We start from the raw sequence: 17807 nt of genomic DNA on the forward strand, positions 1-17807 counted from the left end.
TTATATAAAACTTTTAAATAGCGTTGTTCTCAATCCCCACTCTAATAATAACAAAGCCCCTGCCAAAAACACCCAAGGACGAAATTTTTCTTCGTATTTGTAATATTTGAACTCTTCTATTTCGGTTTTTTCAAGCTTATTGATCTCGTTATAGATTTCTTCTAATTTTTCGTTATCCGTTGCTCTAAAATATTGGCCACCTGTTGCATCGGCGATATCTTGCAACAATTTTTCATCAATTTCAACTTGGCGCATGCCATATTGAAAGGTGCCATCTCGTTTGTAAGCTATTGGAGTAAGTGCGTTTCCATTAGTACCAAGGCCTATGGTATAGGTTTTGATATCATATTCTACAGCCAGGTCAGCTGCTGTTTGAGGCTCAATAAAACCTGAATTGTTAACTCCATCGGTCAGCAAAATAATGACTTTGCTTATCGATTTACTTTCTTTTAATCGATTTACAGATGTTGCCAATCCCATTCCAATCGCGGTGCCATCTTCTAATTGTCCGTAAGTGATTTCTCGTAGTGCGCCTAAAACAATTGATTTGTCGCTTGTAATTGGCGTTTTAGTATAACTTTCACCTGCATAGGCAACCAAACCTATTCGGTCATTGGGTCTTTTTTTTATGAATTCGGCGGCGACTTCTTTTAAGGCAGCTAGGCGATTGGGTTTTAAATCGCGAGCCAGCATACTTGAAGAAACATCGATAGCCATTACAATATCAATACCCTTAGTTGTTTTTGTTCGAGTTGAAATATCCTCCGTTTGGGGTCGTGCTAAAGCAGTTATGATTGAAGCTAAGGCCAACAAACGTAATGTAAAAAGTAATGGTTTTAATTTGGATAATACACTACTTCCCTTGAAACCTTTTACCGTAGAGATTTTTAATGATGCAAGCTGTTTTTTCCGAGTTAGGATATACCAAATTATAGCAAGAGGCAATAATAATAAAAGCCAAAAAAACTGGGGGTGGGCAAATTCTGTAGTAACAAACATTAGGCTTGGGTTTTTACATCGACCGAGGCCAATACACGTTCAACAATCTGCTCTGCATAATCATCCCCATCCAACCAAGTAACTACTATTTGTTGCATAAATCCTTTACCTCCAAAACTTAGAATTGCATATTTTCCCCTAATCAATTCTGATGATTCTGGCACTTTAAACTTTCCGCTACCGAAAGTCTTTAAGCCTTTTACCCCTGCTAGAGTTACATACTCTTCTTGCTTGGTGATAATATTTTTTGCCCCTTGCTGTTCAAAACCTTGAAGTAATTGTTCTATGGGTTTTTCAAAATCAGGCTCGTTGGCTTCGGCAAAAGTTGTTGATGTTGTCAAGACGGTAAAAAGGCCTATTGAGCTTCTATATCCAAAAGCCTGCAAGCCCGATATTTGTGCTTTTGCTTCTTCAGGAAGCCTAATTTCTTGGCGTATCAATACTTTTGGGGTGGCAATATCTATAGGGGGATAACCATAAGAACTCTGTACCCATTCACTTTCTAATAATTCTTTTGTAGGATGACCTAAAATAGAATCTTTAACATAACCAAACCCATAATACCCTATGGAAGTTGCCGCACCAATAATCAATAGGCCTGCAAATACTGCGGCAGCAATATAAATTCTTTTTCGTTGTTTTTTCTTCGCCAGTTCTTCAAGATAAGCCTCATTTTGCAACAAATCCTCTACAGTTGGTTCTGGAAGCGCCTCTTTCGTTTTTACGACAATATCTTCAACTAATTGCCGATCTTGTTCGGCAACCGAAGTAGGTGGTTTTGATTTGGCAAATTTCACTAAATCGGCAGTTTTTAATACCTTCTTAAACTGCTCAATAGTATCTTCTTTTAACGTAAGCTCACCAGCATCTTTTAATAGCTCTAATTTTTCAATCAATTGATCAGTTGTACTTTCTAATGCAGATACATGTACATCTTCTTCTAAATATGAACGAACAATATCAGTCAGTTCTGAGTAGTATTTTTTGTATTCATCTTGGATAAGATATCTTGAATTCTCTAATTCTTTCAGCTGCAACAAGGCACGATCGAAAGGAGGTAATAAGGCCACTTTCTCTTCTTCGGTAAGTGGTTTTTTTCTTAAGAAGAACCAATAGATCAACCCACCAACAATAAGTAAGCCAAACAAAACCCAAAGTAAAGTTCTTATAAGTTTTGCATTGCTTTTTTCCACTTCAATAAGCGGTTTTATGTCAAACATTTTCTGTTTAGTAGTATCTACAACGACATCAGCAACTTTTATTTGAAAAGAATCGGTAAAGAAAGGTTCTTCGTTGATTGCTATCCGCTGAGGTGGTATGGTGTAGGCACCACTATCGAACTGTGTTAGGGCATAAATTCGCTGTAAAGTAATTCTATCTTTGTTTTTAGTAGTATCAATTTTTAACGCCTCCACCATTTCTAGGGGAGAGAATGTTTGGTCTTCAGGGAAATAAACAATATTAAGAGAATCAGTTTCTACGGTAATCTTATATTGAATCTGTTCTCCAATCTTTATAGAAGTGGAATCAATATTAGCTTTAACGGTAGATTGAGTTTGGGCCAACCCAACAAATGAAAATAACAACCAGCCACCCAGCCACCCTCGATTAATAGGTCTTGGTAAACTTTGAATTTTAAAATTTGCCCTCTTAACTTTCATTTATCCCCTTCGTTTAAAGTACCCCAACAATTTTTTCACGTAGCTTTCATCAACTCTACAGCTAATAACCCCACTTCCTGATTTGGCAAAAGCATCATTAAAATAATCTACACGCTCCAAATGATATTTCCAATACTCGTGGCGAACTCTTTTTGAACTGGTATTGACCAGCTGAATAGCTCCTGTTTCTGAATCTTGCACCTGAATCATACCTAAATTGGGAATATATTCTTCTTTTTCATCATAAACCCGAATCCCGGTAACATCATGTTTGTTGCCTGCAATGCGAAGTGTATTATCATAATCTTCAGCAATAAAATCAGAAAGCACAAAAACGATAGCTTTCTTTTTCATTACGTTTCTTAGAAATTTTAATGCTTCGGATATATTGGTTTCATAACTCTTAGGTTCAAATTCTAACAATTCTCGAATAATGCGAAGTACATGGCTTTTACCTTTCTTAGGAGGAATGAATAATTCCACTTCATTTGAGAATAAAATGAGCCCGACCTTGTCATTGTTTTGCATCGCAGAAAACGCAAGCGTTGCGGAAATCTCAGTAATAACCTCTTTTTTGAACTGATTTGATGTTCCAAAAAGTTCAGAACCGCTTACATCAACCATTAACATCATGGTCAATTCGCGTTCTTCTTCAAAAACTTTCACAAAAGGTTCGTTGTAGCGTGCGGTAACGTTCCAATCTATGGCGCGAACATCATCACCAAATTGGTATTGCCTTACTTCACTAAAAGTCATACCTCGACCTTTGAAAGTGGAATGATATTCACCTCCAAAAATATGATCAGACAATCGTCTTGTCTTAATCTCAATCTTACGAACTTTTTTTAGTAACTCTTTTGTATTCATAAATGTTCAAGGTTTAAGGTTCAACAAATTTTGAACTCGATACTTTGAACTTTAAGGCACTTCAACCTCGTTTACAATCTTATTTATGATTCCTTCTGAAGTAATATTCTCAGCTTCAGCTTCATATGTGATTCCGATTCTATGCCTAAGAACATCATGAACTACAGCACGAACATCTTCTGGAATTACATAGCCTCTTCGTTTTATAAAAGCATAACACTTTGAAGCATTGGCAAGGTTGATGCTACCTCTTGGAGAAGCACCAAAACTGATAAGGGGTTTTAAATGTTCGAGGTTATATTTTTCTGGATATCTAGTGGCAAAAACAATATCAAGAATGTACTTTTCAATTTTTTCATCCATATAAACCTCTCGAACTGCTTGCTGTGCACTTAATATTTGTTTGAGGGTCACTACTGGTTTAATGGCCTCTGTACTACCCTTTAAGTTTTGACGGATAATTAATTGTTCTTCATTCAACTTTGGATAATCTATTACTGTTTTCAGCATAAATCGGTCAACCTGTGCTTCAGGAAGAGGGTAAGTTCCTTCTTGTTCTACAGGATTTTGGGTCGCCATTACTAAAAAAGGAGGTGCAAGCTTAAAAGTTTCATCACCAATAGTCACTTGCTTTTCTTGCATGGCCTCTAATAAGGCGGACTGTACTTTGGCTGGGGCACGGTTAATCTCATCGGCAAGAACAAAATTTGCAAAGATTGGGCCTTTTTTTATGGAGAAATCATTTTCCTTTATGTTGTAAATCATGGTGCCAACAACATCAGCAGGTAATAAATCGGGAGTGAACTGAATTCTACTGAAACTCCCTTTTACCGCTTTGGCCAAAGTATTAATAGCTAAGGTTTTTGCTAACCCGGGGACGCCTTCTAACAGAATGTGCCCCTGGCCCAATAACCCTATGAGGAGCCTTTCTATCATATGGTTTTGACCAACGATTGCTTTATTCATTTCAAAAGTTAGCAGGTCGATAAAAGCGCTTTCTTTTGCAATTTTCTCGTTCACAGCACTAATGTCTATTGTAGTATTTTCTTCCATACGAAATTTTGTAATGACTTATTCTTTGGTTTAAAATTTTAACAGAGTGCAAAATGAAAATTTATTTAAAAATGACCTGTTAATTATTGGTTAAAAAAACTGCGGAAGCCCTAGTTTTATGAAGAGTTTAAGGTATTAATTTTATATTTTCACATCTTATGCAAAATACATCTTTTTACTCAAAAATTATTGCCGGCACCATGACATGGGGCAGCTGGGGAAAGCGACTTTCTACTCGTGAAATAATCGACCTTATGAATTATTGTCTCGAATTAGGGATTAGCAGCTTTGACCATGCTGATATTTATGGTGATTACGGCACCGAATCTGACTTTGGTAAAGCCTTTGCTCAGTGTGGAATTAAGCGATCAGATATTCAGTTGATTACCAAATGTGGTATTCAAATGATAAATCACAGAAAGAACAAAGTAGCTCATTATCAATATGATTCCGCTTATATTACTTGGTCTGTTGAACAATCTTTAAAAAACTTACAAACTGACTATGTAGACTTGTTGCTTTTACATCGTCCAAGCCCCTTAATGCAACCAGATGAAATTGCAGAAGCTATTCAAAATCTTTTGGCCGATGGTAAGATTAAAAAATTTGGTGTCTCAAATTTTACTCCCCCCCAAATAGAAATGTTAGAGATGGTGTTGCCAGTAGAGGCAAATCAAGTAGAATTTTCACTGACCCATGACGATCCAATGTATGATGGAACTTTCAATGATTGTATTGCCAATAAGAGAATGGCAATGTCTTGGAGTCCGCTAGGCACTTATTTTAGAGAAGAAAATCAACAGAACTCTAGAATTAAGTTGGTTATTGATGGACTAAAAGAAAAATACGATGTTGATGAAAGTCAATTACTACTTGCCTTCATTTTAAAACACCCGGTTGGAATATATCCGGTTGTAGGTACAGCTACAAAAGATCGATTAAAAGCTTCTATGCAAGCGGTCAATATTAATTTAGACTTGCAAGATTGGTTTAAGTTACTTGAAGCCAGTAAAGGAGAGCCAATACCATAATTTATTATGTCAAAAACTGCATTAATTACTGGGGCAACTAGTGGAATAGGCAAAGCTACGGCTGAATTGTTTGCTCAAAATGGATTTCAACTGATACTCTGTGGAAGGCGCCAAGATAGGCTAGATTACTTAGAAGAAAAACTCGGTAAGGCCACTAATATGATCACCTTAAATTTTGATGTAAGAGAAAGAAAAGCGGTATTTGATTCGGTAGCATCACTTCCAGCTAACTTTTCTGTAATAGATGTATTGATTAATAATGCTGGTAATGCCCATGGGCTTGACCCTATTGAAAATGGGAATCTCGATGATTGGGATGCCATGCTCGATATCAATGTAAAAGGATTGCTTTATGTTTCAAAAGCAGTTCTGCCACAAATGGTCGAACGAAAAGAAGGTCATATTATCAATATTGGCTCTACAGCGGGTAAAGAAGTGTATCCCAAGGGTAATGTGTATTGTGCAAGCAAGTACGCCGTAGATGCAATTAACCAAGGCATGCGAATAGATTTGAATGAATATGGGATTCGAGTTGGAGCTGTGAATCCCGGCCTTGTGGAAACTGAATTTAGTGAGGTCCGTTTTAAAGGAGATACTCAGAGAGCAGAAAAAGTATACCAAGGCTACCAACCGTTAAGACCTGAAGATGTTGCAGACATTATCCATTTTGTAGTCACTAGACCCTATTACGTTAACATAGCCGATTTAGTAGTGATGTCAACAGCTCAAGCAAGTTCTACTATTGTGAAGAAAAGTTTATGATCAATAAACGTCTTTTAGTCAAAAACTTACTTGCTCATAACGATGAAAATAGTTTCTATGACAAAAAACGCTTTATTTCTATTGGTGAAAAAGAGGGTAAGGCAAAATTTCTAAAGCATGTTTGCGCATTGGCAAATAGCAATCCCCAAAACAATTCTTTCATTGTTGTGGGTGTTGAAGATGAAGATAATAAAATTGTTGGGGTTGATTTTTTTGACGATAGTAAAATTCAAAATTTGGTCAATGCCTATTTAGATAATCCTCCCAAAATTTCATATGAAAACATACCTTTTCCACACTTGCCCGACGGCAAGGTAGTGGGGTTAGTGACTATAATGTCTAATGGTCAGGTATGCGCCTTGCGAAAGAATATTTGGAAGTATTATGGGGGAGCAGTTTTTTTTAGAGAGGGCAGCATAAGCCTGCCCAAGGCGTTTGATATAAAATTGGAGGATATCAATTCTAATAAGGTTGCCACTATAGAGCTGCACGCCAAAAACAATATTGAGTTGACCTTGGATGGGGTAATCGATTTTATCAATAACCGTCATGCCGATTTGAGCAGTAATTATAAAGTTTTCAAAGAGCAGTTTGTGCTTTGTTGGGCAGGGCATGAGAAAAAGGTAAAAAGGCAAGTTTATTATTCCCGGGTTGATATTGAACTCATCAATGAACAAGTAAAACTATTTTACTCCGCCTTAGATGAAATTACAATTACCTATGATGAAGATTCTTTTACAATTCTTGAATTCGTACAACTTGGATTGAGTAAAAAACAAAAATATTATCCGCTTGAAGAAGTTACAATCACCTTTTCTGACAATGGGAACTATACGATTAACAGTGAATTAATTTTTGAACCTCCGCAATATGATAAAAAAACCCTTTATCATATTTTTAATGCGAACAACGCCTTGTTGCAAAAATTAGAGAAGAAAATACAGTTGACAGCTGCCGAAAAAGTTGATTTAGAATTTTTACCCGATACGTATTTGATTTGTTATCTCAATGGTTTTGAAGATGCAAAAGAGCAAATGGAGCTGGCAAGAGCAATTCTTAAAAAAATGGACACAAGCATTTATCAATCTTTAAAAGAGTCGCTTAGGGTTTTGAGAAAGGTGAGGTACAACTAATCTTTTTGCAGCCAGAGCAATTGATATGGGTTTACTTCTAAAAACCCACTAGTCAATTTTATGCTGTCGTACGTTATTAAATCGTGACATTCTTGGTTTCTTAAATAACCTAATTTAGATATCCAGCTTGCATCAATGACTTGTGGACTATTGTCAAAATTTGCAATAACAAGTAAACCATCTTTTGTTTTTGAGCTTCGCTCAAAGATCATAATGTGTTCATTGCCCGTATGATAAATCTCCCAATTGCTTTTATCAGCAAAAACGGAATTTTTCTTTCGAATGGCAATCATTTTTTTTAGCTTGTGATAAATTTCAGTTTGTGGAGTCGTCTTTTTTGTTAATGCATCAATAACATTCCAGTCTTGTTGAGGCCTATTCACCCAGCGACTATCTTCTTTTTTATTGGCGTTATTTAAAAAAGAATAATCGTTCAAGGTGCCAATTTCATCACCAGCATAAATTAGAGGTATTCCACCAAAAGACAATATGATACCATGCATCATGATAATTTTGTCGATGGCCTGACGAATCAATTCAGAATTTTTTTCCTGTAATCCTTTTTCAAGTCCTAATAATGAGGCAGCACTGCCAGTAATTCTACCATCCCCGGTCTTAGGGTTGTACATAAAACTTAGCCCTTTAGCCGGTGACCAATCAAGTCGTTGACAGTAATAATCCAATAAGAATTTTCGATGCCCTTGGGGGTTCCATCCCAACTCATTAATAAATTGGTTATCTAACCCCAGTCCAATATCATCATGACAGCGAATGTAATTCACCCATGTTCCATCTACTGGCTTTTTGGGCGCATTAGTTAGACTTTTATGAAGCAACGCTGTTTTTTTTGTGGCGATAGAATTCCATAATAAAGCCATCAATGAAGCATTATAAGCAATTTCACATTCATTACCCGTTTTTGATTCTTCGCCAAAATATTTAACAATATCCGAAGGTGCAACAATGGCTTCTGCTAGCAGTATGGTACCAGGTGCAATTACTTGAAGACACATTCTAAAAAGAGAAATAATATTATGTGCTTGAGGAAGGTTTTGAGAGTTGGTCCCCAACTTTTTCGAGAGGAATGCCAATGCATCAAAACGCACCACATCTACACCCAAATTAGAAAGTTCCACCAAATTAGAGAGCATCGCGATAAAGACATTAGGGTTTGTATAGTTTAAATCCCATTGATACGAATTAAAAACCGTCATCACCCATTTTTCCATTTCGGCTATATAGGTGAAATTGCCTGGAGACGTTTCAGGAAAGACCTCAGGAAGGGTCTTTTCAAACTCTTTTGGTATTGTTTGGTCAGCATAAGAATAATAATAAGCTTGATATTTTTTATCACCAGCTTTTGCCTTTTTTGCCCATTGATGTTCATCTGATGTATGGTTGACCACAAAGTCGAGCATCAGGTACATTTTCTTTTTTTGAAGAATTGAGGTGAGTTCTTGTAAGTCTTTTTTAGTGCCGTATTGCTTGTCAATTTTTGTATAACTATTCACAGCATAACCACCATCATTTTCTCCTTTTGGTCTAGTGGTAATTGGCATCAGGTGCAAAAAATTGACACCTAAATCTTCAAAATAAGATAACCTGTCTTGAAGGCCCTTGAGATTTTTATTAAAATGGTCAACATAAAGTTGCATGCCCATCAACTTTTCTGATTGATACCAATTACCCACTTCTATTCTATGTATGTCTTGCTTTTTAAGAATTTGAGGACGTTTTTCAAATAATTTTGGAAGAATCAATAATAGATTTTCAAATGCCTTATTTTGAGAATCAGGATAAATAGATAGAAACAAATCTTTGATTAAAGTAAGATTAGTCGCTAACCGTAATTCAAATAAAGTGTCAAGGTCTTTTTTCTTCGATTTTGAAGAAACTAGTCTATGCAACGCGGCCTGGTTCATTTTAAGCTTCTAGTTGTTTTAAGGTGGGCAAAGCTATAATTGCCCCATAGTTGGTAGTAGTGATGGCGCCGGCTTTGTTCGCTTTTTCAACCATTTTCAACAATAATGAAGCATTATCAAAGATTGTGTTGAAATTAGGTAATTTAGAAATTTGGTACAATAGGCACCCAATAAAAGCATCGCCAGCACCAGTTGTATCTACTGGAGAAACTTTAACACTCGGTACAGTTTGCTGCAAAGTTTCCATACTTACAAAAGTACCTTCTTTACCCAAGGTAATAGTGATAATTTTTGCCCCAGCCTCATGAAGAACCTTACAGGCATCTTCTGCGGTATCTCTACCAGAAAGCAGTAAAGCCTCTTCTAAACTGAATTTGCATAGATGTGATTTTTGTACATAAGGCATGCACTTTTTAATAAAAACCGATTCATTGTTTTTCCAAAGATCAATTCTAAAATTTGGGTCAAAACTTATAAACGAATCTTTGGTCAATGCATCAAAAAAGTAATGCCCATAAGCTTCTTCAAGGGCGCCTCCAAGCATGGCTGTCGCAGCTCCAAGATGAATTATATTTCGTTCAAATTCTTTTTTGATGTTAGAGTCATATTTTAATTCTTTATCAGCGCCCCGATTAAAAACAAAGTCACGCTCTCCATCTTCTGCCAATGAAACAAAAGCTAAAGTGGTGAACGTTTTAGATCGTTGAGCCATAGAAATGTCCACATTTTCATTTTTGAGCACATCGAGTAAAAAAGATCCGAATGGATCTTTTCCAACACAACCTATAAATGAACTTTTACCTCCCAATTTGGCTATAGCACAAGCGACATTGGCAGGAGCACCCCCAGCTTTTTTAGTAAAATCCATGGCTTTTGAAAGGTCGCTGCCTTGGTTTTCGGCAACAAAATCAATAAGAAGTTCACCGATACAAAAAACTCGGGTCATGATTTGATGATTAAAATGAGAATACAAGGTACATAGAATTCTATTCCCTGTACAAAAAATATCGAACTCGGTTTTTTAAATCTTAACCGAAACTTTTCATCTAAAGATATAATTGTGTTTAATATTGCCAAAAATTTAAGATAATGCGAAGACTCGTTATTGGCGATGTCCATTCTGGGCTTAAGGGTCTGAAACAATTGTTAGCACGTGCAAAGGTTACTCCACAAGATCATCTTGTCTTTTTGGGTGATTATGTGGATTCTTGGAGTGATGCTTTTGAGACAGTATCATTTTTGATTGCTTTGAATGAATCGCATAATTGTACTTTTATTCGCGGTAATCACGATGAGCTTTGTAAAGACTGGATGTTGACAGGAGAGGAGAATCCGACATGGTTGGCGCACGGTGGAGTAGCAACAAGAGATTCTTATCTTAAGGCGGGTAAGCAGCACTGGAAACCGCACTTGAATTTTTATGAGTCGTTGAAAAACACCTATATTGATAAAGACAATAGGTTATATCTGCATGCTGGATTCACTAATCTTAAGGGAATAGATTACGAGTATTTTGAAAAATTATTTTATTGGGATAGGACCCTTTGGGAACTTGCCAAAGCACTTGATGCTAACCTTAAGCCGGAAGATAAAGACTACCCAAAACGATTGACACATTATAAAGAGATTTTTATTGGTCATACGCCACTTTCAAAAACAGGTATCGCAATACCAGAAAACGGAGCTAATGTCTGGAATGTTGATACCGGGGCCGCTTTTAAAGGACCTCTAAGCGCTATGGATGTAAACACAAAGGAATTTTGGCAAAGTGAACCCGTTCAAAGTTTCTATCCGAATGAAAAAGGAAGAAACTAAATTTAAAAGATCCGATTTCGGATAATATTAATGACCTTTACTTAAAATCGCTTTCCATGTCGTTAAAGAATATACGTTTAGAAGTAATGCAGGCCATAGAACCAAAAGTTCAAGGTTTTATGGAAGACTTTTTGGTGCCCATTGAAAAGATATGGCAGCCTACAGATTTTTTGCCTAACTCTCAAGAAGATACTTTTTTTGATGAAGTGCAACAAATTCGTGAAGAATCAAAAGAGTTGGGATATGACTTCTGGGTGACTTTAGTCGCTGATACCATAACGGAAGAAGCTTTGCCTACCTACGAATCTTGGTTAATGGATGTTGAGGGTATTGATCAACATTCAGGTAAAGATAATGGCTGGTCAAAATGGGTTCGTGCATGGACTGCTGAGGAAAATAGACATGGCGATGTACTTAATAAGTATTTGTATTTGTCTGGTAGAGTGAACATGCGTGAAATAGAAATCACAACCCAACATCTAATTGCTGATGGATTTGATATAGGCACAGATAGAGATCCTTATAAAAATTTTGTGTACACTACTTTTCAAGAACTTGCTACCAACATTTCACATAAAAGAGTGGGTCAAATGGCAAAGAAAAAAGGTAATGCATTACTTGGTAAGATGTGCACTATAATAGCGGGTGATGAAATGCGCCATCATTTAGCTTATAGAGAGTTTGTGAAAACTATTTTTGGTCAAGATTCCGATGGGATGATGCTTGCTTTTGCCGATATGATGAGAAAGAAAATTGTTATGCCAGCTCATTTTTTAAGAGAATCTGGCGGCGAAAGCAGTTCTGCATTTGAGTTGTTTTCTAATTGCGCACAAAGACTCGGTGTTTATACGGCGCAGGACTATGTTGATATTTTGAGGAAATTGAATGATTATTGGGATATAGGTAATGTAACTTCTCTTTCGGAGCAAGCCGAGAAAGCCCGTGATTATTTAATGAAATTACCAGATAGATTACAACGAATTTCAGAACGCATGCAGTTTGGTCAAGACCAATATAAATTTAAATGGGTTGAGGCGAATGGAATGCTATAATAAAAAACCGGCTTCGAAAGAAGCCGGTTTTCTTTTGGTGGTTATTAAGCGCAGAAACTTTTTATAGTTTACCTGCTTTATGTTCATCTTGCCATTTGGCAAGCTTTTTCCAGTCTCCCTTAAAGGCCATCTTAGCCTGCATTGGCCATGAAGCTGGATCATGTATCTGATAGCGTTTGCCCCCAGAGTCTAAAACTTCTTGACATTTAGCAACTGTCGCGTCTGATAGTGCCTGCCATGTTTTAATATCAAAATTGTGAAACAAACCTTCAATTTTTGGCCCAATTCCCTCAACAATTTTTAAATCATCCTGCTTTATTTTTTTTCCAAAAGCAGCTTTGGCTGCTGCCGCATCAAAAGCCATTGCAGCTGACCCGGCGGCTAATGAAGAAGCAACCTTAGACTTAGCAGGTTTTGCAACTGGTTTTACAGCCAATTTTTTGTTACAGGCATCCAAATCTGCTTTCAGACTTGCATTTTCATTTTCAAGGGCCTTCAGCTCTGGAGAATTATCAATGACGTCACTTTTTCCTTTGCCCCAGTAATAGCCAATTATACCACAAATTGCGCCTACTAACAATGGAATTAACCAGCACCAAATATTATCAAAATTCATTTTTTATAGTTTTAAGTGTTATTTAATTTTTAATTGAGTGTTACAACAGTTCGTCTGTTTTTTGACCTTCCTTCTTCAGTTGCGTTTGTTGCAATAGGGGAATCAGGGCCATGAGAAGTTGCATTTATTTTATCAGCTATAATTCCATTTCGAACAAGATAAGCCTTGACAAAATCTGCACGTTCTTGACCTAACCCAATATTGGTCGCTCGATTACCAGTATTATCAGTATGACCAACCACATTACAAGCAGCTCCAGATACTTTATCTAGATAAGTAGAGATGTTTGCTACTTTCTGACGTTGTTCTGCAGTTAAGTAAATTGCAGCCTCTCCGGTTTCAAAATATAAGACTAGAGGACTAGCTACGATTTCATCATGTAAGACTTTTAAATCATCAGCTGTATTTTCATTACCAGCAGAAATTAAATAAGTAATTGGGCCTAACAATTTATTATTCATGGGCAACAATTCATCCATAAGCTTTCCAAAAGTATTTGTCTGGGCTGATGGAATGCCATTAGATACGAGATAATTTTTGACCGAATTGGCGCGGGCCAAGCCAAGATTTGGAAAAGCTGAAGGATTGTCTTCATCATTGCGGTAAAGACCAGTAATTTCAATGACCTTATTGGTATTTTCCAATAAGTACGACTTTAGGCTTTGAACACCGTTGCTAACATTTTCAGAAATAGGCATAAGAATACTTTTCGACGAAAGGTCAAAGTTGAAATTGTCATTAACTTCAAATGCATACTCGCCATCTTTAACCGAAAATGGAAACGAAGTAGGTTGGGGTTCAGTAACAGGTATTATTTCTTCGTGAGCCTGTTCATTGTCTGTAGTCGCCAAACGGCAATCACTACAACAAGTAAAATAGAAATAGGTTCCTATTAAAATGGTAATAATTATACCCAATAAATAGGATAGGTTTCTTGTCATGTTTAATAGTTTAGTGTTTGAGGCACAAAGTATTAAAAATTAGTTAAAAAAGTTAAAATTTTACTAGGAAATTATTCGTTACCAAAGGATTACGAAATTGTAATTTACAACCTTTACGAATTTAAAAATGTAGAAAGCCTAAAAACTAACCAATTATACAGTTTTTTTGACCACTTATAACAGTGGTGTTTATAGTCTGGAGTATTATTTAGAGATTTGAATTCAAAATTTATTAGAACTCTATTTCTCCCGACAAGGTTCCGGCATTGAGATAGGGTTTTCAAAATATAAGTTTGAGTTAGTTAAGTTGGTTTTAAAAGCCGTTGTCCTTTGTGGGTAGCGGTTTTTTATTTTTTTGAAGAGCATAAAAAAGTATTTAAGAAATCATAAAGTATCGTATACTAAAGATGCTGCGAAAGAATTCCGTTTTGAAGGTGACGGTCAAACACCAGATCAATGGATGGCAGGTTTTCCTTTAAAGAGTGACCCAGGCGATGGGTTTATGATATTGCCCAAATTATCGCACAAGCAAAAGTATCGGGCGTAGATCACTTTTTTTGGAACGTGATATAGCCCCTAACCCTAAGGAAACTTTAAGAAACTCGTATAAAAATTTAAGAAGGCTTAGTTAAGACTTTATAGGTCAAATTTAATCCCCTGTGCTAACGGAAGTTCGGTTGTATAGTTGATGGTGTTGGTTTGCCTGCGCATATAAACTTTCCACGCATCAGAGCCGCTTTCTCGACCACCGCCTGTTTCTTTTTCACCACCAAAAGCCCCGCCAATTTCAGCACCCGAAGTACCAATGTTTACATTTGCGATTCCGCAATCGCTGCCAGCAGCTGATAGAAAACGCTCGGCTTCACGCAAATTATTGGTCATTATGGCGGAAGATAACCCCTGTACTACACCGTTTTGTTGTGCTATGGCGTTTTCTACACTTCCAGAATATTTGAGCAGGTAAAGAATAGGAGCGAAAGTTTCTTCCTGTACCGTTTCAAATGAATTATCAGCTTCTACAATTGCCGGTTTTACATAGCAACCGCTTTCATATCCGTCTCCTTTTAAAACTTCACCTTCCACTAAAATCTGACCACCTTCTTGGAGAACACTTTTAAGAGAAGCATTGTACATGGCTACTGCATCAGTATCAATTAACGGCCCTACATGATTGTTCTCATCCAATGGATTGCCAATACGAAGCTGTTTATACGCATCGACAACGCTGTTTTTTACTTGGTCATACACAGATTCATGAACAATTAATCTACGGGTTGATGTACAGCGTTGTCCAGCAGTACCGACAGCACCAAAAACAGCACCAATAACGGTCATTTTAATATCCGCGTCTGGCGTTACAATAATAGCGTTGTTTCCCCCAAGCTCTAATAATGATTTGCCTAGGCGAGCTGCTACGGCTTGAGCAACTATTTTCCCCATTCTAATGGATCCTGTAGCCGAAACTAAAGGTATTCTTTTGTCGTTGGTCATCATTTCACCAACTTTGTAATCTCCATTGATCAAACAAGAAATTCCTTCTGGCAAATTATTATCTTTTAAAACTTCGGCTATAATATTTTGACAGGCAACACCACACAAAGGCGTTTTTTCGGAAGGCTTCCAAACACAAACATCTCCGCTTACCCATGCTAAAGCCGTATTCCATGCCCAAACAGCAACAGGAAAGTTAAATGCGGAAATGATTCCAACTACCCCTAAAGGGTGATATTGTTCATACATGCGATGACCAGGGCGTTCAGAATGCATGGTTAATCCATGTAATTGTCTTGATAAACCAACAGCAAAATCACAGATATCAATCATTTCTTGTACCTCGCCCAATCCTTCTTGGTATGACTTGCCCATTTCATATGAAACTAACTTGCCAAGAGGCTCTTTGAGCTCTCTTAATTTTTCACCAAACTGTCTGACAATTTCACCACGTTGAGGAGCAGGCATGGTTTTCCAATCTTTAAAAGCTGTAGTGGCTGCTTGCATCACTTTCTCATATTCAGCTTTTGTGGTTGCTTTTACTTTTCCAATTAACTCACCATCAACTGGAGAATAGGATGTTATTAATTCGCCCGACCCAAAACTATTTATACCCGTTGAGGTACCATCATTAATTTCTTTTAGGCCTAGTTGTTTTAGGGCGGTATCTAATCCGAAAGCTGAAGCAATTTTTGACATTTTATAACTTTTTAAAGCAGTATTGTTGGATTTTGCACAAAACTACGAAGAATAAAGGGTAGCTAAAAGCAAAATAATGGCGATTAACGCAGGGAGGGCCTGAATAGTAAATATCTTTTTTGAAACCGAAATCGCTCCATAAATACCTGCAATAGCTACACATGACAAAAAGAAAAGTGCGGTGTAAATTTGCCACTGCATATCTTGGATTAGAAGAGACCACACAAGACCAGCAGCTAAAAAACCATTGTATAATCCTTGATTAGCAGCCATTGACTTTGTGGGTTCGAATAAATCTTGCGGAAAATTTAGAAAGACTTTTCGCGCTTTAGTGGTCCAAGCAAACATCTCTAACCATAGAAAGTAAAAATGTAATAGGGCAACAATAGCGATAATAATTTTAGTAATGAGTAGTATCATTATTCTTTGTTTTTGGCGATATAGCGTTCATCAACGGGCATCACAGTATTACAATTCTTGCAGGTCCGTAATTCTTTAGACCCGTAAAAATGTTTAAAATGACCTAAAAAGTCTTTTTCAATATCATGGAGTGTAAAATAAGCCTCATACAATTTATGGTTGCAATTGTCACAGAACCATAAAAGACCATCATCAACATTCATTTGATTTCTCTTACGTTCAACCACCAAACCAATTGATTTTTTATGACGAACTGGCGAATGGGGAACTTTAGCCGGATGCAAATACATATCCCCTGGCCCTAGTTTCATGGTTTTCTTTTCTCCATCTTCTTGAATATGGACCTCTATATTTCCTTCAAGTTGATAAAATAACTCTTCTGTTTCGTTGTAGTGATAGTCTTTACGTGCATTTGGTCCTGCCACAATCATTACAATATAATCTCCTGCTTCTTTATATAGATTTTTATTTCCTACTGGCGGTTTTAGTAAACCTCTGTTTTCTTCAATCCATTTATTGAGATTAAAAGGGGCTTTTATGGCCATATTTTTTTTTGAAAGTTACAAAAAAGCTGTTGTTATAATACAAAAACAAATAAGGCCCATAATAATATGAGCCCTATTCAAACCATTGAAATACTTATTAAAACACTTAATATAAAAATCGAATAGTATTTTTATTTTTTGAAGAAAATTTGGGTGTAAAACAATTCTCCTTCTGAATTTTCTTTGATACTTATTGATGTGTGCGTGAAATTACCTTCAATTGTGTTTTTATGCGTAGCACTATCTAACCAGCCTTGTAAAGCCATTTCTGGATCGGGATAGTTTTTTGCAACATTTTCCGCAATATGGGTAGCACTTGTTTCCTTAGCTATTTGTGTTGCCCTAGCATTAAAGTTATCATGACTTATCTCATCTTCTACTATCATAAACTGGGTATGTTCTTGCGCATATTTATATATAGTAGTACTGAAAGTCAATTCACTTAAGCCATATGAAGTTCTATAAGTGTTAACAATATTAAAAAGCTCAGATTCCTTCTCTGATATAATTAATGCAGTTTCTTCATTTTCAAAAAGGACTTCCTCATCCTGTACCGAAGTTGTGCTACATGAAGTAAAGGCTAAAATTGAAATAAATAATATAGTGTAATGTAATTTCATGTTTTGTAGGCTTAAAATTTTTGCTTTGGTTGTTTTGCTTCTGATTTGTTTAGCTAAAGTATATCGAGTCTTTGGCGAGACCTCAGAATATCTTTAAGAATCGCTTTTTAATCGACAAGCTGCTAAATCAAGTATAATAAGGGGTTATCGACAAAATGCTGCCGTCATTTCATCGAAGAA

The 17807-nt window shown here is 36.6% G+C and carries 18 protein-coding genes; 6 read left to right on the forward strand and 12 right to left on the reverse strand.

The annotated features are described in order from the left end of the window. The 4 genes from RM706_RS05490 to RM706_RS05505 are packed head-to-tail and all read right to left on the reverse strand — an operon-like array spanning position 1 to position 4580. Entirely contained in the window at positions 1 to 999 is a 999-nt protein-coding gene (locus RM706_RS05490) for a vWA domain-containing protein (RefSeq protein WP_311350022.1), read from the reverse strand. Then, positions 999 to 2660, reverse strand: a complete 1662-nt coding sequence (locus tag RM706_RS05495; protein ID WP_311350023.1) for a BatD family protein — start codon at positions 2658 to 2660, stop codon at positions 999 to 1001. The genes RM706_RS05490 and RM706_RS05495 overlap by 1 nt, the downstream gene beginning before the upstream one ends. After that, positions 2661 to 3527 (reverse strand): DUF58 domain-containing protein, encoded by an 867-nt coding sequence (locus tag RM706_RS05500; RefSeq protein ID WP_311350024.1) that lies wholly within the window; start codon positions 3525 to 3527, stop codon positions 2661 to 2663. Between the two features lie 51 nt (positions 3528 to 3578). Further along, entirely contained in the window at positions 3579 to 4580 is a 1002-nt protein-coding gene (locus RM706_RS05505) for an AAA family ATPase (protein WP_311350025.1), read from the reverse strand. A 158-nt stretch (positions 4581 to 4738) separates the two neighbouring features. Here RM706_RS05505 and RM706_RS05510 point away from each other — a divergent pair, with 158 nt between their 5' ends. From RM706_RS05510 to RM706_RS05520, 3 genes are read left to right on the forward strand one after another with little or no spacing between them, the layout of a single operon-like run. Continuing rightward, on the forward strand, positions 4739 to 5611 hold the full coding sequence (locus RM706_RS05510; RefSeq protein ID WP_311350026.1) for an aldo/keto reductase: 873 nt from the start codon (positions 4739 to 4741) through the stop codon (positions 5609 to 5611). A 6-nt stretch (positions 5612 to 5617) separates the two neighbouring features. After that, positions 5618 to 6373 (forward strand): SDR family NAD(P)-dependent oxidoreductase, encoded by a 756-nt coding sequence (locus RM706_RS05515; protein WP_311350027.1) that lies wholly within the window; start codon positions 5618 to 5620, stop codon positions 6371 to 6373. Next, positions 6370 to 7506, forward strand: a complete 1137-nt coding sequence (locus RM706_RS05520; RefSeq protein ID WP_311350028.1) for an ATP-binding protein — start codon at positions 6370 to 6372, stop codon at positions 7504 to 7506. Before RM706_RS05515 ends, RM706_RS05520 begins: the two co-directional genes overlap by 4 nt. On the opposite strand, the gene RM706_RS05525 is transcribed toward RM706_RS05520, so the two are convergent. Both RM706_RS05525 and RM706_RS05530 read right to left on the reverse strand, forming a co-directional pair. After that, positions 7503 to 9428 (reverse strand): alpha-amylase family protein, encoded by a 1926-nt coding sequence (locus RM706_RS05525; protein WP_311350029.1) that lies wholly within the window; start codon positions 9426 to 9428, stop codon positions 7503 to 7505. The genes RM706_RS05520 and RM706_RS05525 overlap by 4 nt on opposite strands. Before the next feature lies 1 nt (position 9429). Next, positions 9430 to 10374 carry a carbohydrate kinase family protein gene (locus RM706_RS05530; RefSeq protein WP_311350030.1) on the reverse strand — a complete coding sequence of 315 codons (945 nt, stop codon included), beginning with the start codon at positions 10372 to 10374 and terminating at the stop codon, positions 9430 to 9432. A 143-nt stretch (positions 10375 to 10517) separates the two neighbouring features. On the opposite strand from RM706_RS05530, the gene RM706_RS05535 reads away from it, so the two are divergent. Continuing rightward, positions 10518 to 11243, forward strand: a complete 726-nt coding sequence (locus RM706_RS05535; protein WP_311350031.1) for a metallophosphoesterase — start codon at positions 10518 to 10520, stop codon at positions 11241 to 11243. A 56-nt stretch (positions 11244 to 11299) separates the two neighbouring features. Continuing rightward, positions 11300 to 12295 (forward strand): acyl-ACP desaturase, encoded by a 996-nt coding sequence (locus RM706_RS05540; RefSeq protein ID WP_311350032.1) that lies wholly within the window; start codon positions 11300 to 11302, stop codon positions 12293 to 12295. 61 nt (positions 12296 to 12356) lie between these two features. Here the strand turns inward: RM706_RS05540 and RM706_RS05545 are convergent, their stop codons facing one another. Next, entirely contained in the window at positions 12357 to 12911 is a 555-nt protein-coding gene (locus tag RM706_RS05545) for a hypothetical protein (protein WP_311350033.1), read from the reverse strand. Between the two features lie 29 nt (positions 12912 to 12940). Then, complete coding sequence (locus RM706_RS05550; RefSeq protein ID WP_311350034.1) at positions 12941 to 13852, reverse strand: OmpA family protein; 912 nt, start codon at positions 13850 to 13852, stop codon at positions 12941 to 12943. A gap of 355 nt (positions 13853 to 14207) precedes the next feature. On the opposite strand from RM706_RS05550, the gene RM706_RS05555 reads away from it, so the two are divergent. Beyond that, positions 14208 to 14399: a hypothetical protein gene (locus RM706_RS05555; RefSeq protein ID WP_311350035.1), complete on the forward strand. Its 192-nt coding sequence runs from the start codon at positions 14208 to 14210 to the stop codon at positions 14397 to 14399. A gap of 89 nt (positions 14400 to 14488) precedes the next feature. Here RM706_RS05555 and amaB read toward each other — a convergent pair whose 3' ends face one another. The 4 genes from amaB to RM706_RS05575 all read right to left on the reverse strand — a co-directional run bounded on the left by amaB (position 14489) and on the right by RM706_RS05575 (position 17627). After that, a complete protein-coding gene (gene amaB / locus RM706_RS05560; protein WP_311350036.1) occupies positions 14489 to 16042 on the reverse strand; it encodes an L-piperidine-6-carboxylate dehydrogenase in 1554 nt (517 codons plus the stop codon). Between the two features lie 42 nt (positions 16043 to 16084). Further along, positions 16085 to 16462, reverse strand: a complete 378-nt coding sequence (locus RM706_RS05565; protein WP_432264963.1) for a DUF1304 domain-containing protein — start codon at positions 16460 to 16462, stop codon at positions 16085 to 16087. Then, a complete protein-coding gene (locus tag RM706_RS05570) occupies positions 16462 to 17007 on the reverse strand; it encodes a 3-hydroxyanthranilate 3,4-dioxygenase (protein WP_311350037.1) in 546 nt (181 codons plus the stop codon). The genes RM706_RS05565 and RM706_RS05570 overlap by 1 nt, the downstream gene beginning before the upstream one ends. A 131-nt stretch (positions 17008 to 17138) precedes the next feature. Next, positions 17139 to 17627: a CAP domain-containing protein gene (locus RM706_RS05575; RefSeq protein WP_311350038.1), complete on the reverse strand. Its 489-nt coding sequence runs from the start codon at positions 17625 to 17627 to the stop codon at positions 17139 to 17141. Between the last annotated feature and the right edge of the window lie 180 nt (positions 17628 to 17807).

The organism is Croceitalea rosinachiae (genome assembly GCF_031846445.1).
Taxonomy (GTDB): domain Bacteria; phylum Bacteroidota; class Bacteroidia; order Flavobacteriales; family Flavobacteriaceae; genus Croceitalea; species Croceitalea rosinachiae.

What these genes read in the sequence shown, in the direction of transcription:
- RM706_RS05490 (WP_311350022.1), bottom strand. Translation starts at nt 999, where the DNA reads ATGTTTGTTACTACAGAATTTGCCCACCCCCAGTTTTTTTGGCTTTTA.
- RM706_RS05495 (WP_311350023.1), bottom strand. Translation starts at nt 2,660, where the DNA reads ATGAAAGTTAAGAGGGCAAATTTTAAAATTCAAAGTTTACCAAGACCT.
- RM706_RS05500 (WP_311350024.1), bottom strand. Translation starts at nt 3,527, where the DNA reads ATGAATACAAAAGAGTTACTAAAAAAAGTTCGTAAGATTGAGATTAAG.
- RM706_RS05505 (WP_311350025.1), bottom strand. Translation starts at nt 4,580, where the DNA reads ATGGAAGAAAATACTACAATAGACATTAGTGCTGTGAACGAGAAAATT.
- RM706_RS05510 (WP_311350026.1), top strand. Translation starts at nt 4,739, where the DNA reads ATGCAAAATACATCTTTTTACTCAAAAATTATTGCCGGCACCATGACA.
- RM706_RS05515 (WP_311350027.1), top strand. Translation starts at nt 5,618, where the DNA reads ATGTCAAAAACTGCATTAATTACTGGGGCAACTAGTGGAATAGGCAAA.
- RM706_RS05520 (WP_311350028.1), top strand. Translation starts at nt 6,370, where the DNA reads ATGATCAATAAACGTCTTTTAGTCAAAAACTTACTTGCTCATAACGAT.
- RM706_RS05525 (WP_311350029.1), bottom strand. Translation starts at nt 9,428, where the DNA reads ATGAACCAGGCCGCGTTGCATAGACTAGTTTCTTCAAAATCGAAGAAA.
- RM706_RS05530 (WP_311350030.1), bottom strand. Translation starts at nt 10,374, where the DNA reads ATGACCCGAGTTTTTTGTATCGGTGAACTTCTTATTGATTTTGTTGCC.
- RM706_RS05535 (WP_311350031.1), top strand. Translation starts at nt 10,518, where the DNA reads ATGCGAAGACTCGTTATTGGCGATGTCCATTCTGGGCTTAAGGGTCTG.
- RM706_RS05540 (WP_311350032.1), top strand. Translation starts at nt 11,300, where the DNA reads ATGTCGTTAAAGAATATACGTTTAGAAGTAATGCAGGCCATAGAACCA.
- RM706_RS05545 (WP_311350033.1), bottom strand. Translation starts at nt 12,911, where the DNA reads ATGAATTTTGATAATATTTGGTGCTGGTTAATTCCATTGTTAGTAGGC.
- RM706_RS05550 (WP_311350034.1), bottom strand. Translation starts at nt 13,852, where the DNA reads ATGACAAGAAACCTATCCTATTTATTGGGTATAATTATTACCATTTTA.
- amaB (WP_311350036.1), bottom strand. Translation starts at nt 16,042, where the DNA reads ATGTCAAAAATTGCTTCAGCTTTCGGATTAGATACCGCCCTAAAACAA.
- RM706_RS05565 (WP_432264963.1), bottom strand. Translation starts at nt 16,462, where the DNA reads ATGATACTACTCATTACTAAAATTATTATCGCTATTGTTGCCCTATTA.
- RM706_RS05570 (WP_311350037.1), bottom strand. Translation starts at nt 17,007, where the DNA reads ATGGCCATAAAAGCCCCTTTTAATCTCAATAAATGGATTGAAGAAAAC.
- RM706_RS05575 (WP_311350038.1), bottom strand. Translation starts at nt 17,627, where the DNA reads ATGAAATTACATTACACTATATTATTTATTTCAATTTTAGCCTTTACT.